The organism is Streptomyces sp. NPDC041129 (genome assembly GCF_055592265.1).
The window spans coordinates 222,560-239,929 of the sequence record NZ_JBVIYV010000007.1; the positions used below are offsets into that span (position 1 = coordinate 222,560).

The following is a 17,370-nucleotide window of genomic DNA, read 5'->3' on the forward strand; positions in this document are numbered from 1 at the left end:
TCACCCCCGTGGGCGCCCGGGCACACCCGTCTCCGCGCACGTCGCGTCCGTGCCCGGTGGGCGCGGCCCCGAGTTCCCACGCATTGAAGCGTGTTGACCATGCCCCGACAACACCGCGGACCGGTCGCGGTCCGCTCTGGCCGGGTCACGGCCCCCGCACGCGCGATTTCCGGCCGACCTCGCCTCCCCCGGGGGAGCGTCCGCCACGGGTGCGCCGTCCACAGGCCCGACGCGGTGTCGGTGCTCGCCAGTAGGGTGTGAAGCATGGCCGATCCCTCCAGCTACCGCCCCAGGCCGGGTGAGATCCCGGACTCTCCCGGGGTGTACAGGTTCCGTGACGAGCACCGCCGGGTGATCTACGTCGGAAAGGCGAAGAGCCTGCGCCAGCGCCTGGCGAACTACTTCCAGGACCTGGCGGGCCTGCACCCCCGCACCCGGACGATGGTGACCACCGCCGCGTCCGTGGAGTGGACCGTGGTGTCCACGGAGGTCGAGGCGCTGCAGCTGGAGTACTCCTGGATCAAGGAGTACGACCCCCGGTTCAACGTCAAGTACCGCGACGACAAGAGCTACCCGTACCTCGCGGTGACGATGAACGAGGAGTTCCCGCGGGTACAGGTGATGCGCGGTCACAAGAAGAAGGGCGTACGGTACTTCGGCCCGTACGCGCACGCGTGGGCCATCCGCGACACCGTCGACCTGCTGCTGCGCGTCTTCCCGGTGCGCACCTGCTCGGCCGGTGTCTTCAAGAACGCCGCCCGCACGGGCCGGCCCTGCCTGCTCGGCTACATCGGCAAGTGCTCCGCCCCCTGTGTCGGACGGATCAGCCCGGAGGACCACCGGGAGCTGGCCGAGGAGTTCAGCGACTTCATGGCCGGCCGCACCGGCACCTACCTCCGCCGTCTGGAGAGCCGGATGACGGAGGCCGCGGAGGAGATGGAGTACGAGCGGGCCGCCCGCCTGCGCGACGACATCGGGGCCCTGAAGAAGGCCATGGAGAAGAACGCGGTCGTGCTCGCCGACGCGACCGACGCCGACCTCATCGCCGTCGCGGAGGACGAGCTGGAGGCGGCGGTGCAGATCTTCCACGTGCGCGGCGGCCGGGTGCGCGGCCAGCGCGGCTGGGTGACGGACAAGGTCGAGGAAGTCACCACCGGCGCCCTCGTCGAGCACGCCCTGCAGCAGCTCTACGGCGAGGAGAGCGGGGACGCCGTCCCCAAGGAGGTCCTGGTCCCGGCCCTGCCGGAGCCGGTCGAGCCGGTCCAGGAGTGGCTGGCCGGCCGCCGCGGGGCGAACGTCTCGCTGCGGGTGCCGCAGCGCGGCGACAAGAAGGCGCTCATGGAGACCGTCCAGCGCAACGCCCTGCAGGCCCTCGCCCTGCACAAGACCAAGCGCGCCTCCGACCTGACCACGCGCTCGCGCGCGCTGGAGGAGATCGCCGAGGCCCTGGACCTGGACAGCGCGCCGCTGCGGATCGAGTGCTACGACATCTCGCACCTCCAGGGCGACGACGTGGTCGCCTCCATGGTCGTCTTCGAGGACGGGCTGCAGCGCAAGAGCGAGTACCGCCGCTTCCAGATCAAGGGCTTCGCCGGGCAGGACGACGTCCGCTCCATGCACGAGGTGATCAGCCGCCGCTTCCGGCGCTATCTCGCGGAGAAGGAGCGGACCGGGGAGTGGGCCGACGGCGAGGAGGCGACGACGGATGCCGGGACCGTCCGCACCGACGGGGCGGTAACGCCGGCCGGCGGTGGGATCGCGCTCGGCGACGGCGGGCCCGCGCTCACCGGTGAAAGGGCCGCACCCGCTGACGGCGTAACCCCGCTCACCGCCGGAGGGACCGCACCCACCGACGCCACGGCGGCCCCGCTCACCGGCACGGCGGCCCCCCTCGCCGGCACGGACGTGATCGACGGCGCCCTCAAGGACGACGACGGCCGCCCCAGGAAGTTCGCCTACCCTCCCCAGCTCGTGGTCGTCGACGGCGGGCAGCCGCAGGTCGCCGCGGCCCGCCGGGCGCTGGACGAGCTGGGCATCGACGACATCGCCGTGTGTGGCCTCGCCAAGCGGCTGGAGGAGGTCTGGGTGCCCGGCGAGGACGACCCGGTGGTCCTGCCCCGCACCAGCGAGGGCCTGTACCTGCTCCAGCGCGTCCGCGACGAGGCCCACCGCTTCGCGATCACCTACCAGCGCACCAAGCGCGCCAAGCGTTTCCGCGCCGGCCCCCTGGACGACGTACCCGGCCTCGGTGACACCCGTAAACAGGCGCTCATCAAGCATTTCGGCTCGGTGAAGAGGCTGCGGTCCGCGACAATCGAGCAGATCCAGGAAGTGCCGGGGATAGGCCGGAAGACGGCCGAGACCATCGCCGCGGCCCTCGCCGGGGCGGTCCCGGCCGGACCCGCCGTCAACACGGCGACCGGAGAGATCATTGAGGACGAGGAACCCGGAACGACTGCGGGTTCCGCGGGGGAGCCCGTGAGCGCGGGCCTCCCGGACGAACGACGGGGGCAGGAGACATGACCGAGCACGACGCACAGCCCACGGCACGGCGAGAACAGGCGCACGGGGAAGCGGGCGGGAACCAGCCGCAGCAGGCGGCCGGAGCCGACTCGCGGCAGCCGGTTCAGGACAACGGAGCACAGGTGAGTACGGACGTCACACCGGCCGGCCCCGCCGAGCCGGCCATCCCCGAGCTGGTGATCATCTCCGGCATGTCCGGAGCGGGCCGGTCGACGGCGGCGAAGTGCCTGGAGGACCTCGGCTGGTTCGTCGTCGACAACCTGCCGCCCGCCCTCATCCCGACCATGGTCGAGCTGGGCGCCCGCTCCCAGGGCAACGTGGCGCGGATCGCGGTCGTCGTCGACGTCCGCGGCCGCCGCTTCTTCGACAACCTCCGCGAGTCCCTGGCGGACCTGGAGGCCAAGAACGTCACCCGGCGGATCGTCTTCCTGGAGTCCTCCGACGACGCCCTGGTGCGCCGCTTCGAGTCGGTGCGCCGCCCGCACCCCCTGCAGGGCGACGGCAGGATCGTCGACGGCATCGCCGCCGAGCGCGAGCTGCTGCGCGAGCTGCGCGGCGACGCCGACCTGGTGATCGACACCTCCAGCCTCAACGTGCACGAGCTGCGCGCCAAGATGGACGCCCAGTTCGCCGGCGAGGAGGAGCCCGAGCTGCGGGCCACCGTCATGTCCTTCGGCTTCAAGTACGGCCTCCCGGTCGACGCCGACCTGGTCGCGGACATGCGCTTCCTGCCCAACCCGCACTGGGTCCCGGAGCTGCGCCCGTACACCGGCCTCAACGAGGAGGTCGCCGCGTACGTCTTCAACCAGCCCGGCGCCAAGGAGTTCCTCGACCGGTACGCCGAGCTGCTGCGCCTCATCGCGGCCGGTTACCGGCGCGAGGGCAAGCGGTACGTGACCATCGCCATCGGCTGTACCGGGGGCAAGCACCGCTCGGTGGCGATGTCGGAGAAACTCGCCGCGCGCCTCGTGGCCGAGGGCGTGGAGACGGTGGTCGTACACCGGGACATGGGACGGGAATGACGGCACGTACACGGCGGCTGAGCCGGCTGCGACGGATGGTGCCGGACAGCCGTTCCGGCCGCGCGACGGCCGACGGCGGGGCGGTCCGCCCCGCCGAGGCACGTGGCGGCCGGCCCCGCAGGCGCGGCGCCCAGCCCAAGGTCGTCGCCCTCGGCGGCGGCATGGGCCTGTCCGCCTCGCTCGCCGCGCTGCGCCGGATCACCGGTGACCTCACCGCCGTGGTCACGGTGGCCGACGACGGCGGCTCCAGCGGGCGCCTGCGCGACGAGCTGGGCGTGCTGCCGCCCGGTGACCTGCGCAAGGCGCTGGCCGCGCTGTGCGGGGACGACGACTGGGGCCAGACCTGGGCCCGGGTCATCCAGCACCGCTTCCAGTCCCAGGGCGACCTGCACGACCACGCGGTCGGCAATCTGCTGATCGTGGCCCTGTGGGAACAGCTCGGCGACCACGTCCAGGCCCTGGACCTGGTCGGCAGGCTGCTCGGCGCGCACGGGCGGGTGCTGCCCATGTCCGCCGTGCCACTGGAGCTGCAGGCCCTGGTCAAGGGGCACGACCCGGAGCGCCCCGAGGACGTGGACACCGTACGCGGCCAGGCGACGGTGGCCCTCACCCCGGGCGAGGTGCAGTCGGTGCACCTCGTGCCGCACGACCCGCCCGCCGTCCCGGAGGCCGTCGCCGCCGTCCTGGACGCGGACTGGGTGGTGCTGGGCCCCGGCTCCTGGTTCTCCTCGGTCATCCCGCATTTGCTCGTCCCCGAACTGCTGGACGCGCTGACCGCGACCAAGGCGCGCCGTGTACTGTCGCTGAACCTCGCCCCGCAGCCCGGAGAAACCGAGGGCTTCTCCCCGCAGCGTCATTTGGAGGTTTTGGGGCGACACGCCCCTAAACTCGCCCTGGACGTGGTGCTGGCCGACGAGGCCGCCGTGCCCGACCGCGACTCGCTCACCGAGGCCGCCAAGCGGCTCGGAGCCGCGGTCGAGCTGGCGCCGGTGGCCCGGACCGACGGAAGCCCCAGGCATGACCCGGAGCTGTTGGCCGCCGCGTACGACCGTATTTTTCGGATGCATGGAAGGATCGGCCCATGGCGATGACGGCAGCGGTGAAGGACGAGATCTCCCGGCTCCCCGTCACCCGGACCTGCTGCAGGAAGGCGGAGGTCTCCGCCATTCTGCGGTTCGCCGGCGGCCTCCACCTGGTGAGCGGGCGCATCGTGATCGAGGCGGAGCTGGACACCGCGATGGCCGCCCGCCGGCTCAAGCGGGACATCCTGGAGATCTTCGGCCACAGTTCGGAACTGATCGTGATGGCGCCCGGCGGCCTGCGCCGCGGCTCGCGCTACGTGGTGCGGGTGGTGGCGGGCGGCGACCAGCTCGCCCGCCAGACCGGCCTCGTCGACGGCCGCGGCCGTCCGATCCGCGGCCTGCCCCCGCAGGTGGTCTCGGGGGCCACCTGCGACGCGGAGGCAGCGTGGCGCGGGGCGTTCCTGGCGCACGGCTCGCTGACCGAGCCGGGCCGCTCCTCCTCGCTGGAGGTGACCTGCCCCGGGCCGGAGGCCGCGCTCGCCCTGGTCGGTGCGGCCCGCCGGCTGTCCATCGCGGCCAAGGCCCGCGAGGTGCGCGGGGTGGACCGGGTGGTCGTCCGCGACGGTGACGCGATCGGCGCCCTGCTGACCCGGCTCGGCGCGCACGAGTCCGTGCTGGCCTGGGAGGAGCGCCGGATGCGGCGCGAGGTGCGGGCCACCGCCAACCGGCTGGCCAACTTCGACGACGCCAACCTGCGCCGCTCGGCCCGTGCCGCCGTGGCCGCCGGTGCCCGGGTCCAGCGGGCCCTGGAGATCCTCGGTGAGGAGGTGCCCGAGCACCTCGCCGCCGCCGGGCGCCTGCGCATGGAGCACAAGCAGGCCTCCTTGGAGGAGCTGGGCGCGCTCGCCGACCCGCCGCTCACCAAGGACGCGGTCGCGGGCCGGATCCGCCGGCTGCTGGCGATGGCCGACAAGCGCGCCTCCGACATGGGTATCCCGGGCACCGAGTCCAACCTCTCGGAGGAACTGGCGGACAACCTGGCGGGCTGACCCGCTCCACGCCAACTCGCCGATGCCGGCGCCCATTTGGGCTGCCGGCACCGGCGTTCCCGTGTCTATGAGGCGCCCTTGACTCGATCATGGAGTGACATGAACCTGGCAGCCTGGTCGCCGCTGTGGCGGTCAGGCCCTAGGGGGGTTCATGAGACACAGAGCGAGATCGATCCTCGCTGTCGGCGCGCTTCTCGCCGGAGCCGCGAGCCTCACACCCATCGCCCAGGCGCAGGGCGGCGGTTCCGCCCCGTCCCGCCCCGACGAGGTGAAGGTCTTCCGCGCCCAGGTCACCCGCCAGCAGTTACCCCTGCTCCTCGCGGCCGGCCAGGACGGCCGGGAGCTGTCCGAACAGGTGACCGCCGGCGGCCGGACCGCGGTCGAGGTCTACCTGACCGAGCGGCAGGCGAGGAGGCTCGAGCAGCAGGGCGTCCGGCTCACGGAGCACACCCTGTCGGCCCGGACCGAGAGCCGCCTGGAGGGCGCCGCCCAGGGCGTGTTCCGCCCGTACAGCGGCGACGGCGGCCTGAAGGAGGAGATCCTTCGGACGGCGCGGGCCAACCCCGGCCTGACCAAGGTCGAATCCATCGGGAGGACCGTCGGCGGCCAGGACATCCTCGCGCTCAGACTGACCAGAAACGCCAGGAAGTCGAAGGACGGCTCCAAGCCCTCCGTGCTGTACATGTCCAACCAGCACGCGCGCGAGTGGATCACGCCGGAGACGACCCGCCGCCTGATGCACTACTACCTGGACAACTACCGGACCGACCGGCGGATCAGGAGGATCGTCGACTCGACCGAGCTGTGGTTCGTCCTCTCGGCCAACCCCGACGGCTACGACTACACCTTCAAGAGCCCCGGCAACCGCCTGTGGCGCAAGAACCTCCGCGACGTCAACGGCGACGGTGTCATCAGCACCGGCGACGGCGTCGACCTCAACCGCAACTTCGCCTACAAGTGGGGCTACGACGACGAGGGTTCGTCCCCCAACCCCACCAGCCAGACCTACCGCGGCGCGAGCCCCGGGTCCGAGCCCGAGACCGCAGCCCTCGACGCCCTCGAGAAGCGGGTCGGCTTCAAGTACGCCGTCAACTACCACTCCGCCGCCGAACTCCTGCTGTACGGCGTCGGCTGGCAGGTGGCCACGCCCACCCCCGACGACGTCCTCTACCGGGCGCTCGCCGGCACCCCCGCCGAACCGGCGATTCCGGGGTACCACTCACAGCTCTCATCGGAGCTGTACACCACCAACGGCGAGGCGGACGGCCATGCCTCGAACGTCAACGGGGTCTCGATGTTCACCCCCGAGATGTCGACCTGCCAGACCGCCTCGGACGTCGATCCGGACGACGCCTGGAAGCCCCAGGACTGCCAGTCGGTGTTCAACTTCCCCGACGACGAGAAGCTGATCCAGGAGGAGTTCGCGAAGAACGTCCCCTTCGCGCTCTCCGTCGCCGAGACCGCCGCGCACCCGGACCGGCCGGTGTCCGCGGTCGGGCTCGACGCCGCCGACATCACCCCGGCCGCGTTCACCACGTCGTACTCCCGGGGCGCCGGCCAGGAGGTCTCGGCCGTCGTCCGCAGGGCGGTCCGCGACAAGAAGCTCAAGTACCGCGTCAACGGCGGCCGTACGCACGAGCGGCCGCTGCGGCCCTGGAAGGGCGGCCGGACCTACGGCGGTGAGGACAACCTCTACTTCGACGAGTACCGGGCCACGGTGCGCGACGGCAGGCCGGGCGACCGGGTCGAGGTGTGGTTCACCGGCGAGGCCGGCAAGGGCGGGAAGGTGACGGGCCCGCACTTCACGTACACCGTCGCCGACCGCTCCCGCGCGGACACCCTCGTCGTCGCCGAGGAGGGCGCGACCGCCGCCGAGGCACGGAAGTACGTGGACGCGCTCCGGGCGGCCGGGCACCGGGCGATCGTGTGGGACGTGGCCGGCCGGGGCGCCCCTGACGCCCTCGGCGTGCTGAAGCACTTCCGCACCGTCGTGCACTACTCGGGCACGGGCGGCCCGGGCAACGCCACCCAGCTCCAGCTGCGGGCCTACCTCAACGAGGGCGGGAAACTGATCGAGGCCGGCGAGCTGGCCGGCGGCAGCGTCGACCTCGGCGACGGCACCCTCTCGAACGACTTCAGCCAGTACTACCTGGGCGCCTACAGCCGTACCTCGACCAAGGGGGCCACCGGCTTCACCGGCTCCGGCGGCCTCGACGGCTACAGCGGCGCCCTCGGCGACGCGCCCGGCAACCCGCTGGACCGGGCCGGCACCTACGGCGTCACCTCCGACGAGCTGCCCCCGTCCACCTATCCGCAGTTCAGGAGCGAGGGCGCGGGCCGGTTCGCCGGCACCGTCAACCCCTACGGCCCGTACAGCGGCTCCGCCATGGCCGCCGCGGTGCACACCGACGACGCCTACAAGCGCCTCACCCGCACCATCGACCTCACCGGTGTCACCGCGGCGGAGCGGCCCACCCTCTCCACCCGCCTGCTGTGGGACACCGAACCCGGCTACGACCACGCGGTGATCGAGGCGCACACCGCGGGCGCCGACGACTGGACGACCCTGCCGGAGACGGGCGGGGCCACCACCGACTCCGTACCGGCCGATTGCGGGGCCGGCTTCCTGATCGGCGAGCACCCGTGGCTCGGGCACTACCTGACACTCGCGGACAACACCTGCGCCGCGACCGGGACCACCGGCTCGTGGCACAGCCTCACCGGCAGCTCCGGCGGCTGGCGGCAGACCGGCTTCGACCTCAGCGCCTACGCCGGGCGGACGGTGGAGGTCTCCATCGCCTACGTCACCGACCCGGGCAGCGGCGGACACGGCGTCCTCGCCGACGACGCCTCCCTCGTCGTCGGGGGCACGGCGAAGGACACCGAGGGATTCGAGTCGTCCCTCGGAGCCTGGAAGGTGTCCGGACCGCCCGCGGGCAGTCCCGCGGTGCTGAAGGACTGGACGCGGACCGGAACCCTGTTCCAGACCTACGGAGCGGTCACCACCGACGACACGGTGCTGCTCGGATTCGGCCTGGAACAGGTGCCGTCGGCCGCGGATCGGACAGCCGTGGTGAGGAAGGCGCTGGCCGCACTCGACAGGTGAGCGGAGCCCCCTCTCAACAGTGCGGCGGAGCTTGGTCATCAGGTGAGCCGACCCGCTCACGAACGAGTGAAAAAGGCTCCATCGGGCACTCGCATTCCGTAACAAATGAGAGTGAAACGAATGCCGATCCGGGCGGGTCCGTACCCTACTGACGGGTACGGACCGCCTGCCCGTGTATGCGGCATCTCGATGTCACCTCAGCTCCCCCAGAGGGGTAGGGTCGGGGGTGGTCGGGGACATCCCAAATACAGCTCGCCGGCACCGCATGGCCGGCGTACCAACGAGGAGATCGGTTCGTGACGATCCGCGTAGGCATCAACGGCTTCGGCCGCATCGGGCGTAACTACTTCCGCGCACTGCTGCAGCAGGGTGCGGACATCGAGGTCGTGGCCGTCAATGACCTGGGTGACACCGCGACCACCGCGCACCTGCTGAAGTACGACACGATCCTGGGCCGCCTCAAGCAGGAGGTCTCGCACACCGCCGACACGATCACCGTCGACGGCCACACCATCAAGGTGCTGTCGGAGCGCAACCCGGCCGACATCCCCTGGGGCGAGCTGGGCGTCGACATCGTCATCGAGTCGACCGGCATCTTCACCAAGAAGGAAGACGCCGCCAAGCACATCGCCGGCGGCGCCAAGAAGGTCCTCATCTCGGCTCCGGCCAAGGACGAGGACATCACCATCGTGATGGGCGTCAACCAGGACAAGTACGACCCGGCGAACCACCACGTCATCTCCAACGCCTCCTGCACCACCAACTGCGTGGCGCCGATGGCGAAGGTGCTCGACGAGAACTTCGGCATCGTCAAGGGCCTGATGACGACGGTGCACGCGTACACGAACGACCAGCGCATCCTTGACTTCCCGCACAAGGACCTGCGCCGCGCCCGTGCCGCCGCCGAGAACATCATCCCGACCACCACGGGCGCCGCCAAGGCCACCGCGCTGGTCCTGCCGCAGCTCAAGGGCAAGCTGGACGGCATCGCGATGCGCGTGCCGGTTCCCACCGGTTCCGCCACCGACCTCGTCGTGCAGCTCCAGCGCGAGGTCACCAAGGACGAGGTCAACGCCGCGTTCAAGAAGGCCTCCGAGGACGGCGACCTCAAGGGCTTCCTGGCCTACACCGAGGACGAGATCGTCTCCTCGGACATCGTCGGCGACCCGGCCTCCTGCACCTTCGACTCCTCCCTGACCATGGTTCAGGACGGCAACTCGGTGAAGATCCTCGGCTGGTACGACAACGAGTGGGGCTACTCCAACCGCCTCGTCGACCTCACGGCCTTCGTCGGCGACCAGCTCTGATCGCCCAAGATCACAGCAGCAGGACCTTGAAGTGAGAGCAGGGCTCGGGCAGCGCACCGTCGCGCTGTCCGGGCCCTGTCTCGCGTACGGACCACGCCCTCATACGATCAGGGGCATCAAGAGCCCTCCTCAGGAGTCCACCCCATGAAGACGATCGACGAACTTCTCGCCGACGGCGTGAGCGGAAAGCGGGTCTTCGTCCGCGCCGACCTCAACGTGCCGCTCGCCGACGGGACCATCACCGACGACGGCCGCATCCGCGCCGTCCTGCCCACCGTGAAGGCCCTCGCGGACGCGGGCGCCAAGGTGGTCGTCGCCTCGCACCTGGGCCGCCCCAAGGGCGCCCCGGACCCCGCCTTCTCCCTCGCCCCGGCAGCCTCCCGCCTCGGTGAACTCCTCGGCTCCGCCGTGGCCTTCGCGGCCGACACCGTGGGCCCGTCCGCCCAGGACACGGTCGCCGGTCTCGCCGACGGCCAGGTCGCCGTCCTGGAGAACCTCCGCTTCAACCCGGGCGAGACGGCCAAGGACGACGCCGAGCGCGGCGCGTTCGCCGACAGCCTCGCCGCCCTCGCCGACGTGTACGTCGGTGACGGCTTCGGCGCCGTGCACCGCAAGCACGCCTCCGTGTACGACCTCCCGGCCCGCCTGCCGCACTACGCCGGCTACCTCATCGCCACCGAGGTCGGCGTCCTGAAGAAGCTCACCGAGGACGTCAAGCGCCCCTACGTCGTCGCGCTCGGCGGCGCCAAGGTCTCCGACAAGCTCGCCGTCATCGACGAACTGCTCGGCAAGGCCGACCGCCTCCTCATCGGCGGCGGCATGGCCTACACCTTCCTCAAGGCCAAGGGCTACGAGGTCGGCATCTCCCTCCTGCAGGAGGACCAGATCCCGGCCGTCACCGAGTACATGGAGCGTGCGGAGAAGCAGGGCGTCGAGCTGCTGCTTCCCCTCGACGTCGTGGTCTCCCGGGAGTTCCCGGACCTCAAGGCCAAGGCCCCGACCGAGCACAGCGTGGTCGACGCGGACAAGATCCCCGCCGACCAGGAGGGCCTGGACATCGGCCCGAAGACCCGAGAGCTCTACGCCTCGAAGCTCGCCGACGCCGCGACCGTCTTCTGGAACGGTCCCATGGGCGTCTTCGAGCACCCCGACTACGCCGAGGGCACCAAGGCGGTCGCCCAGGCACTCGTGGAAACCGGCGGCTTCACCGTCGTCGGTGGCGGTGACTCCGCCGCGGCCGTGCGTACGCTCGGCTTCGACGAGAACGCATTCGGCCACATCTCGACCGGTGGCGGCGCCTCCCTCGAATACCTCGAGGGCAAGACGCTCCCCGGCCTCGCCGCACTGGAGGACTGAACCCGATGAGCACGCGCACGCCGCTGATGGCGGGCAACTGGAAGATGAACCTCAACCACCTCGAGGCCATCGCACACGTCCAGAAGCTCGCCTTCGCCCTGGCCGACAAGGACTACGAGGCCGTCGAGGTCGCCGTCCTGCCGCCCTTCACCGACCTGCGCTCCGTGCAGACCCTGGTCGACGGCGACAAGCTCAAGATCAAGTACGGTGCCCAGGACCTGTCGGCACAGGACTCCGGCGCCTACACCGGCGAGATCTCCGGCTCGATGCTGGCCAAGCTGAAGTGCACGTACGTGGCGATCGGCCACTCCGAGCGCCGGCAGTACCACAACGAGACCGACGACGTCGTCAACGCCAAGGTCAAAGCCGCCTACAGGCACGGCCTCACCCCGATCCTGTGCGTCGGCGAGGAGCTGGACGTCCGCGAGGCGGGCAACCACGTCGCTCACACCCTCGCCCAGGTCGAGGGCGGCCTGAAGGACCTCCCGGCCGAGCAGGCCGAGACGATCGTGATCGCCTACGAGCCCGTGTGGGCCATCGGCACCGGCAAGGTCTGCGGCGCCTCGGACGCCCAGGAGGTCTGCGCCGCCATCCGCGCCAAGCTCGCCGAGCTGTACTCCCAGGAGCTGGCCGACAAGATCCGCATCCAGTACGGCGGCTCGGTGAAGTCGGGCAACGTCGCCGAGATCATGGCGCAGGCCGACATCGACGGCGCCCTGGTCGGCGGTGCCTCGCTGGACGCCGACGAGTTCGTGAAGATCGTTCGGTTCCGCGATCAGTGATCCCTGCCGTGAGTAGGCGGTAACGGCGATTCGTCGTACCCTTGCGGGGGCACGGCCCCGGTGCTGTGCCCCCGTCGTCCATCCGATTCCGAGGAAGTTGGTCCAGCCGTGGTTCTGGGGTTCTCGATCGCCCTGATCGTCTTCAGCCTGCTGATGATGCTGCTGGTGCTGATGCACAAGGGAAAGGGCGGCGGCCTCTCCGACATGTTCGGTGGCGGCATGCAGTCCTCCGTCGGCGGCTCCTCGGTCGCCGAGCGCAACCTGGACCGGATCACCATCGTGGTCGGGCTCCTGTGGTTCGCCTGCATCATCGTCCTCGGCCTGCTGATGAAGTCGAACGGCTGATCCGCACCGCCCAGGTACATCCATTCCGTACGTAAGGCCCCATGTTCGGTACGCGCTCCTGTGCGCGGCCTATCATGGGGCTTGCGTCTAGGTGCGGGGCCGGTAACTCCAATCACTGGACGCGCGTTGGGCCTTACGTAGACTGAGGCGCTCGCAGCGAAGCGAAACGCCGACTCGCTTTGTGGCACCATCACGCAGGGAGTTACGACCGTGGCAAGTGGCAACGCGATCCGAGGTAGCCGGGTCGGGGCGGGGCCGATGGGCGAGGCCGAGCGCGGCGAGTCCGCGCCGCGTCTGCGCATCTCCTTCTGGTGCTCCAACGGGCATGAGACCCAGCCCAGCTTCGCCAGCGACGCGCAGGTGCCCGAGACCTGGGACTGCCCGCGCTGCGGCTTCCCGGCCGGCCAGGACCGGGACAACCCGCCGGACCCGCCGCGCACCGAGCCGTACAAGACGCACCTCGCGTACGTACGGGAGCGGCGCAGCGACGCGGACGGCGAGGCGATCCTCGCCGAGGCCCTCGCCAAACTGCGCGGCGAGATCTGAGACCTGCGACCGGCCGGGTGCCCATGGGCGCCCGGCCGCAGCCATAGCGGGGCCCTGCGCACGGCCGCCTTCCGCTCTCCCGTCGCCGTCGTGCTGACACCTGCCCGCAAGCGGGACGTACCTGTTGTTGCCCGCATGGACGTGCCACGAGCGCTCGTCCCCGGTGCTGATCAACTAGGTTGGGACCGGCAGCGGGGCAAGGTACACAGCAGGACAGGTCGCAGGAGAGAAGGCTGACGTCGATATGAACGCAGACGGCCGTACCAGGCTCAACCAGACGCCCGAGTGGAGCGCTCTCGCCAAGCACCGGGAGGAGCTGGCCGACACCCATCTGCGGGATCTGTTCGCCGCCGACCCGGAGCGCGGCGCCGGGTACACGCTGCGGGTCGGCGACCTGCACATCGACTACTCCAAGCACCTGGTCACCGACGACACGCTGCGGCTGCTGCGCGAGCTCGCCGCCGCGACGGACGTCTTCGGCCTGCGGGACGCCATGTTCCGCGGCGAGAAGATCAACACGACCGAGGACCGGGCGGTGCTGCACACCGCGCTGCGGGCCGCGCCGGACGCGGTGATCGAGGTCGACGGCGAGAACGTCGTACCGCGGGTGCACGCCGTGCTGGACAAGATGGCGGGCTTCGCCGACCGGGTCCGCTCCGGCGAGTGGACCGGCCACACCGGCAGGCGGATCCGCAACGTCGTCAACATCGGCATCGGCGGCTCCGACCTGGGCCCCGCCATGGCCTACGAGGTGCTGCGCGGCTTCACCGACCGCGACCTCACCGTCCGTTTCGTCTCCAACGTGGACGGCGCCGACCTGCACGAGGCGACCCGCGACCTGGACCCCGCCGAGACGCTGTTCATCATCGCCTCCAAGACGTTCACCACCATCGAGACGATCACCAACGCGACCTCCGCGCGCGCCTGGCTGCTGGACGCGCTCGGTGACGACTCCGCGGTGGCCCGGCACTTCGTCGCCCTGTCGACCAACGCCGAGAAGGTCACCGGGTTCGGTATCGACCCGGAGAACATGTTCGAGTTCTGGGACTGGGTCGGCGGCCGGTACTCCTACGACTCGGCGATCGGCCTGTCGCTGATGATCGCCATCGGCCCGGACCGGTTCCGCGAGATGCTCGACGGGTTCCGCCTGGTCGACGAGCACTTCCGCACCGCGCCCGCCGAGTCCAACGTCCCGCTGCTGATGGGCCTGCTGGGCATCTGGTACGGCAACTTCCACGACGCCCAGTCGCACGCGGTGCTGCCGTACAGCCACTACCTGTCGAAGTTCACCGCCTATCTCCAGCAGCTCGACATGGAGTCCAACGGCAAGTCGGTGCAGCGCGACGGGAGCCCGGTGCGGTGGCAGACCGGGCCGGTCGTCTGGGGCACGCCCGGCACCAACGGGCAGCACGCCTACTACCAGTTGATCCACCAGGGCACCAAGCTGATCCCGGCGGACTTCATCGGCTTCGCCCGCCCCGTCGACGAGCTGAGCGGTGAACTCGCGGCGCAGCACGACCTGTTGATGGCGAACTTCTTCGCCCAGACCCAGGCCCTCGCCTTCGGCAAGACCGCCGACGAGGTCCGCGCGGAGGGCGTGCCGGACGAACTCGTCCCGCACAAGACCTTCCCGGGCAACCGGCCGACGACCACCATCCTCGCCCGCGAGCTGACCCCGTCCGTGCTCGGCCAGCTCGTCGCCCTCTACGAGCACAAGGTGTTCGTGCAGGGCGCGGTGTGGAACATCGACTCCTTCGACCAGTGGGGCGTGGAGCTGGGCAAGGTCCTCGCCAAGCGGGTCGAACCGGCCCTGACCGAGGGCGCGGAGGTCCCCGGCCTGGACGCCTCCACCCAAGCGCTCGTCGCCAAGTACCGGGAACTGCGCGGCCGTAGCTGAACCGTGCGGTCCGCCGGCCGGAGGCGCGCCTTCGGCCCGGCGGACCGGCTCCGGTGCTCAGGCCACCGCGCTCAGCGTGTCCGCCTGCCGCCGGCGTGCCGCCCGGACGGCGGGCAGCGCGGTGAGGGCGGCGGCCCCCAGCACGGCGCCCGCCCCCAGCGCGAGCAGCAGACCGGGCGAGGGCGACTGGGCGATACCGGCGCCGATGCCGCTGGAGTCGCCCTGGGCGTCGATCAGCCGGTGCGCCAGCGGCAGCCCCAGCGCCGTACCGGCGACCACCGCCGCCAGCGCCGTACAGGTGGTCGCCGTGACGTTGATCGCGCCGATCTGCCGCGGTGACATGCCGATCGCCCGCAGGGCCAGCACGTCCCGCTCGCCCTCCCGGACGCCGCCGCCGATCGCGGTGAGCAGCTCGACCAGACCGATGAGGGCGAGCACCGCGACCAGACCGGCGACGACCGCGCGCAGCGGAGACAGGCCGTCGGCCGGGTTCGGCACGGCTGCCACGTCCAGGTGGCCGTGCCCGGCCGCGGCGAGGGCGGCCGCGACCCGCTGCGGATCGGCGCCGGGGCGCAGCCGGAGCTGGTAGAACGCGGGGGACAGGGCGGGGTCGTTCTCGCGCAGGGTGTCCACGGAGGTCGTCACGACCCGGCCGGCGTTCTGCGGTTCGAGGCTGCGGCCCACGATGTGCAGGATCTGCGGCCGCTCGCCCACCGTCATCCGCACCCAGTCACCGACCCGTACGTGCAGCAGGTCGAGCAGACCCTGACCGGCCACCGCCTCGTCCGGTCCGCGCGCGGCCCGGCCCTCGGCGAGCGCGTAGGGGTAGGGCCTGTCGTGGGTGCCGAGGCCGCGCAGGGCGATCGTCCCGGTCTGGCCGGGCACCAGCGCTGCCACCTCGACCCCCGGGTAGGCGGTGGCCACCCGGCGGTCGGCCGTCAGCACCGCCCGCACGCCCGCGTCGCCCAGGGCGCCGTCCGAACGGACCGCCAGGGCGGCCGGCAGCCCCACCCGCTCCGGGCTGCTGTGGAACCGGTCGATGGTCGTCCAGGCGCTGAGCGCCACCACGATCAGCGTCAGCGGCAGCGTCAGCCGGGCCACGCCGGCCAGCGACCGGCCGCGGCCCGCGAACGCCTTGTGGCAGCCGAGGACCAGCGCCGCCGGCAGCCGCAGCCCCAGGGCGCCGCGTGCCAGGCCGGTCAGCCGGCCGCCCGCCGGAGCGGACGGCCGCGGTACGGGCACCGGCGGCACCCGGCCCGCCCGCCAGGCCGCGAGCCCCGTCGTCAGGCCGATGAACAGCACCGCGCCCACGGGTACGGCGGACAGTGCCACGGTGTGCCCGGGCAGTGTCTGCCACACGCCCACCGCGTCGCCGAGCCGCCCCGGGACCAGGCTGCCGCACCCCTCGGTGAGCGCCGCCGCGGCCACCGCGCCGAGCGCCGCGTACGCCAGGTGCTGCAGCAGGAAGACCCGCACCACCTGGCCGGGCGTGAAGCCGATCGCCTTCAGTACCGAGATGTCCCGCAGATGGCCGCGGATACGGGTGCCGATCGCGCCGTGCACGGCGAACCCCGCGGCCGCCAGGGCGCCCAGCCCGAACAGGCCGAGCACCTGGCCGAGCAGCCGGTTCTCGCCCTGCGCCGCGGCCCGCGCCTGCTGCCAGGTGGAGACCTCGCCGACCGCGCCCGCGCCGAGCACGGTGACGGCGCGCTGCACCGCGTAGTCGGTGTCGGCCGGGTCGCCGAGGCGCAGCCCGGTCACCTGGCCGCCGGGGGCGCGCACGGCGGACGGCAGGGCCCAGACCAGGCCGGGCTGGGAACCGGGGCTGTATCCGGGCTCGGCGCTGTCCGCGATGCCGGCCACGGTGAGTGTCCGGGCGGTGCCGGGCAGCGTGAGGGTGTCGCCGGGCTCGGCCAGCAGCGCCCGGGCCAGACGGCTCTCCAGGACCACGCCGTCCGGCCGCCCGGGGTCCAGCCAGTGGCCCGCGGTGAGCACCGGGCGGCCGACCGAGGGCGGCCGCGGGGTGCCACGCAGCTCCACGGCTGCCCGGGTGCCGCGGCCGGCGACGGTGGCGGACTCGGTGGGGTAGGGGCCGGCGACGGACTCGACACCGTCCAGCCGGGCGAGCTCGCGGGCGTCCGCCGAGGCGGCGGTGTGGATCCACACATGGGCCCCGTGGGCCTGGGTGAAGGTCCGCTGCCAGGGGTTGGTGGCGTAGCCGAAGAGGGCGGCGGCGAGCAGCAGGGAGGCGACGATGCCGGCGGTGGCGAGCGTGATGAACAGCGCCTCGCCGCGGTGGGTGCGCAGATCGGAGTGGGCCCAGCGCAGGGTGGCTCGCACGGCTCAGTCCCCGGTCCCGTGGCCGTGCGGCCGGTGCGCCGCCGGCCGGTGGGCCGTCGGTCCGTGCGCTGTCGG

The 17,370-nt window shown here is 71.7% G+C and carries 12 protein-coding genes; 11 read left to right on the forward strand and 1 reads right to left on the reverse strand.

What is annotated here, in order from left to right; genetic code table 11:
* Positions 1 to 264: 264 nt before the first annotated feature.
* The 11 genes from uvrC to pgi all read left to right on the forward strand — a co-directional run bounded on the left by uvrC (position 265) and on the right by pgi (position 14,955).
* Positions 265 to 2,523 carry an excinuclease ABC subunit UvrC gene (gene uvrC, locus ACZ6B1_RS23345; protein ID WP_468781241.1) on the forward strand — a complete coding sequence of 753 codons (2,259 nt, stop codon included), beginning with the start codon at positions 265 to 267 and terminating at the stop codon, positions 2,521 to 2,523.
* Positions 2,520 to 3,545 (forward strand): RNase adapter RapZ, encoded by a 1,026-nt coding sequence (rapZ, locus tag ACZ6B1_RS23350; protein WP_468781243.1) that lies wholly within the window; start codon positions 2,520 to 2,522, stop codon positions 3,543 to 3,545. Before uvrC ends, rapZ begins: the two co-directional genes overlap by 4 nt.
* The gene (locus ACZ6B1_RS23355; protein WP_468781245.1) at positions 3,542 to 4,636 is read left to right on the forward strand and encodes a gluconeogenesis factor YvcK family protein; all 1,095 of its coding nucleotides are present in this window, start codon (positions 3,542 to 3,544) and stop codon (positions 4,634 to 4,636) included. Before rapZ ends, ACZ6B1_RS23355 begins: the two co-directional genes overlap by 4 nt.
* Entirely contained in the window at positions 4,627 to 5,616 is a 990-nt protein-coding gene (gene whiA, locus ACZ6B1_RS23360; protein ID WP_358939662.1) for a DNA-binding protein WhiA, read from the forward strand. Before ACZ6B1_RS23355 ends, whiA begins: the two co-directional genes overlap by 10 nt.
* Positions 5,617 to 5,767: 151 nt before the next feature.
* Positions 5,768 to 8,722, forward strand: coding sequence for a M14 family metallopeptidase (locus tag ACZ6B1_RS23365; protein ID WP_468781248.1), 2,955 nt, complete (start codon positions 5,768 to 5,770; stop codon positions 8,720 to 8,722).
* A gap of 296 nt (positions 8,723 to 9,018) precedes the next feature.
* Positions 9,019 to 10,029, forward strand: coding sequence for a type I glyceraldehyde-3-phosphate dehydrogenase (gene gap, locus ACZ6B1_RS23370; RefSeq protein WP_468781250.1), 1,011 nt, complete (start codon positions 9,019 to 9,021; stop codon positions 10,027 to 10,029).
* Between the two features lie 144 nt (positions 10,030 to 10,173).
* Complete coding sequence (locus tag ACZ6B1_RS23375) at positions 10,174 to 11,385, forward strand: phosphoglycerate kinase (RefSeq protein WP_468781252.1); 1,212 nt, start codon at positions 10,174 to 10,176, stop codon at positions 11,383 to 11,385.
* 5 nt (positions 11,386 to 11,390) lie between these two features.
* Entirely contained in the window at positions 11,391 to 12,167 is a 777-nt protein-coding gene (gene tpiA, locus ACZ6B1_RS23380) for a triose-phosphate isomerase (RefSeq protein WP_468781254.1), read from the forward strand.
* A 108-nt stretch (positions 12,168 to 12,275) separates the two neighbouring features.
* Complete coding sequence (secG, locus tag ACZ6B1_RS23385) at positions 12,276 to 12,512, forward strand: preprotein translocase subunit SecG (protein WP_451207015.1); 237 nt, start codon at positions 12,276 to 12,278, stop codon at positions 12,510 to 12,512.
* 210 nt (positions 12,513 to 12,722) lie between these two features.
* The gene (locus tag ACZ6B1_RS23390; protein WP_003976875.1) at positions 12,723 to 13,058 is read left to right on the forward strand and encodes an RNA polymerase-binding protein RbpA; all 336 of its coding nucleotides are present in this window, start codon (positions 12,723 to 12,725) and stop codon (positions 13,056 to 13,058) included.
* A gap of 244 nt (positions 13,059 to 13,302) precedes the next feature.
* Complete coding sequence (gene pgi, locus ACZ6B1_RS23395; RefSeq protein WP_468781256.1) at positions 13,303 to 14,955, forward strand: glucose-6-phosphate isomerase; 1,653 nt, start codon at positions 13,303 to 13,305, stop codon at positions 14,953 to 14,955.
* 57 nt (positions 14,956 to 15,012) lie between these two features.
* Here the strand turns inward: pgi and ACZ6B1_RS23400 are convergent, their stop codons facing one another.
* Complete coding sequence (locus ACZ6B1_RS23400) at positions 15,013 to 17,295, reverse strand: FtsX-like permease family protein (RefSeq protein WP_468781258.1); 2,283 nt, start codon at positions 17,293 to 17,295, stop codon at positions 15,013 to 15,015.
* Positions 17,296 to 17,370 lie beyond the last annotated feature (75 nt).

Coding starts and splice junctions, on each gene's coding strand:
- pgi (WP_468781256.1), top strand. CDS start 13,303: ATGAACGCAGACGGCCGTACCAGGCTCAACCAGACGCCCGAGTGGAGC.
- ACZ6B1_RS23375 (WP_468781252.1), top strand. CDS start 10,174: ATGAAGACGATCGACGAACTTCTCGCCGACGGCGTGAGCGGAAAGCGG.
- uvrC (WP_468781241.1), top strand. CDS start 265: ATGGCCGATCCCTCCAGCTACCGCCCCAGGCCGGGTGAGATCCCGGAC.
- tpiA (WP_468781254.1), top strand. CDS start 11,391: ATGAGCACGCGCACGCCGCTGATGGCGGGCAACTGGAAGATGAACCTC.
- whiA (WP_358939662.1), top strand. CDS start 4,627: ATGGCGATGACGGCAGCGGTGAAGGACGAGATCTCCCGGCTCCCCGTC.
- ACZ6B1_RS23365 (WP_468781248.1), top strand. CDS start 5,768: ATGAGACACAGAGCGAGATCGATCCTCGCTGTCGGCGCGCTTCTCGCC.
- ACZ6B1_RS23355 (WP_468781245.1), top strand. CDS start 3,542: ATGACGGCACGTACACGGCGGCTGAGCCGGCTGCGACGGATGGTGCCG.
- rapZ (WP_468781243.1), top strand. CDS start 2,520: ATGACCGAGCACGACGCACAGCCCACGGCACGGCGAGAACAGGCGCAC.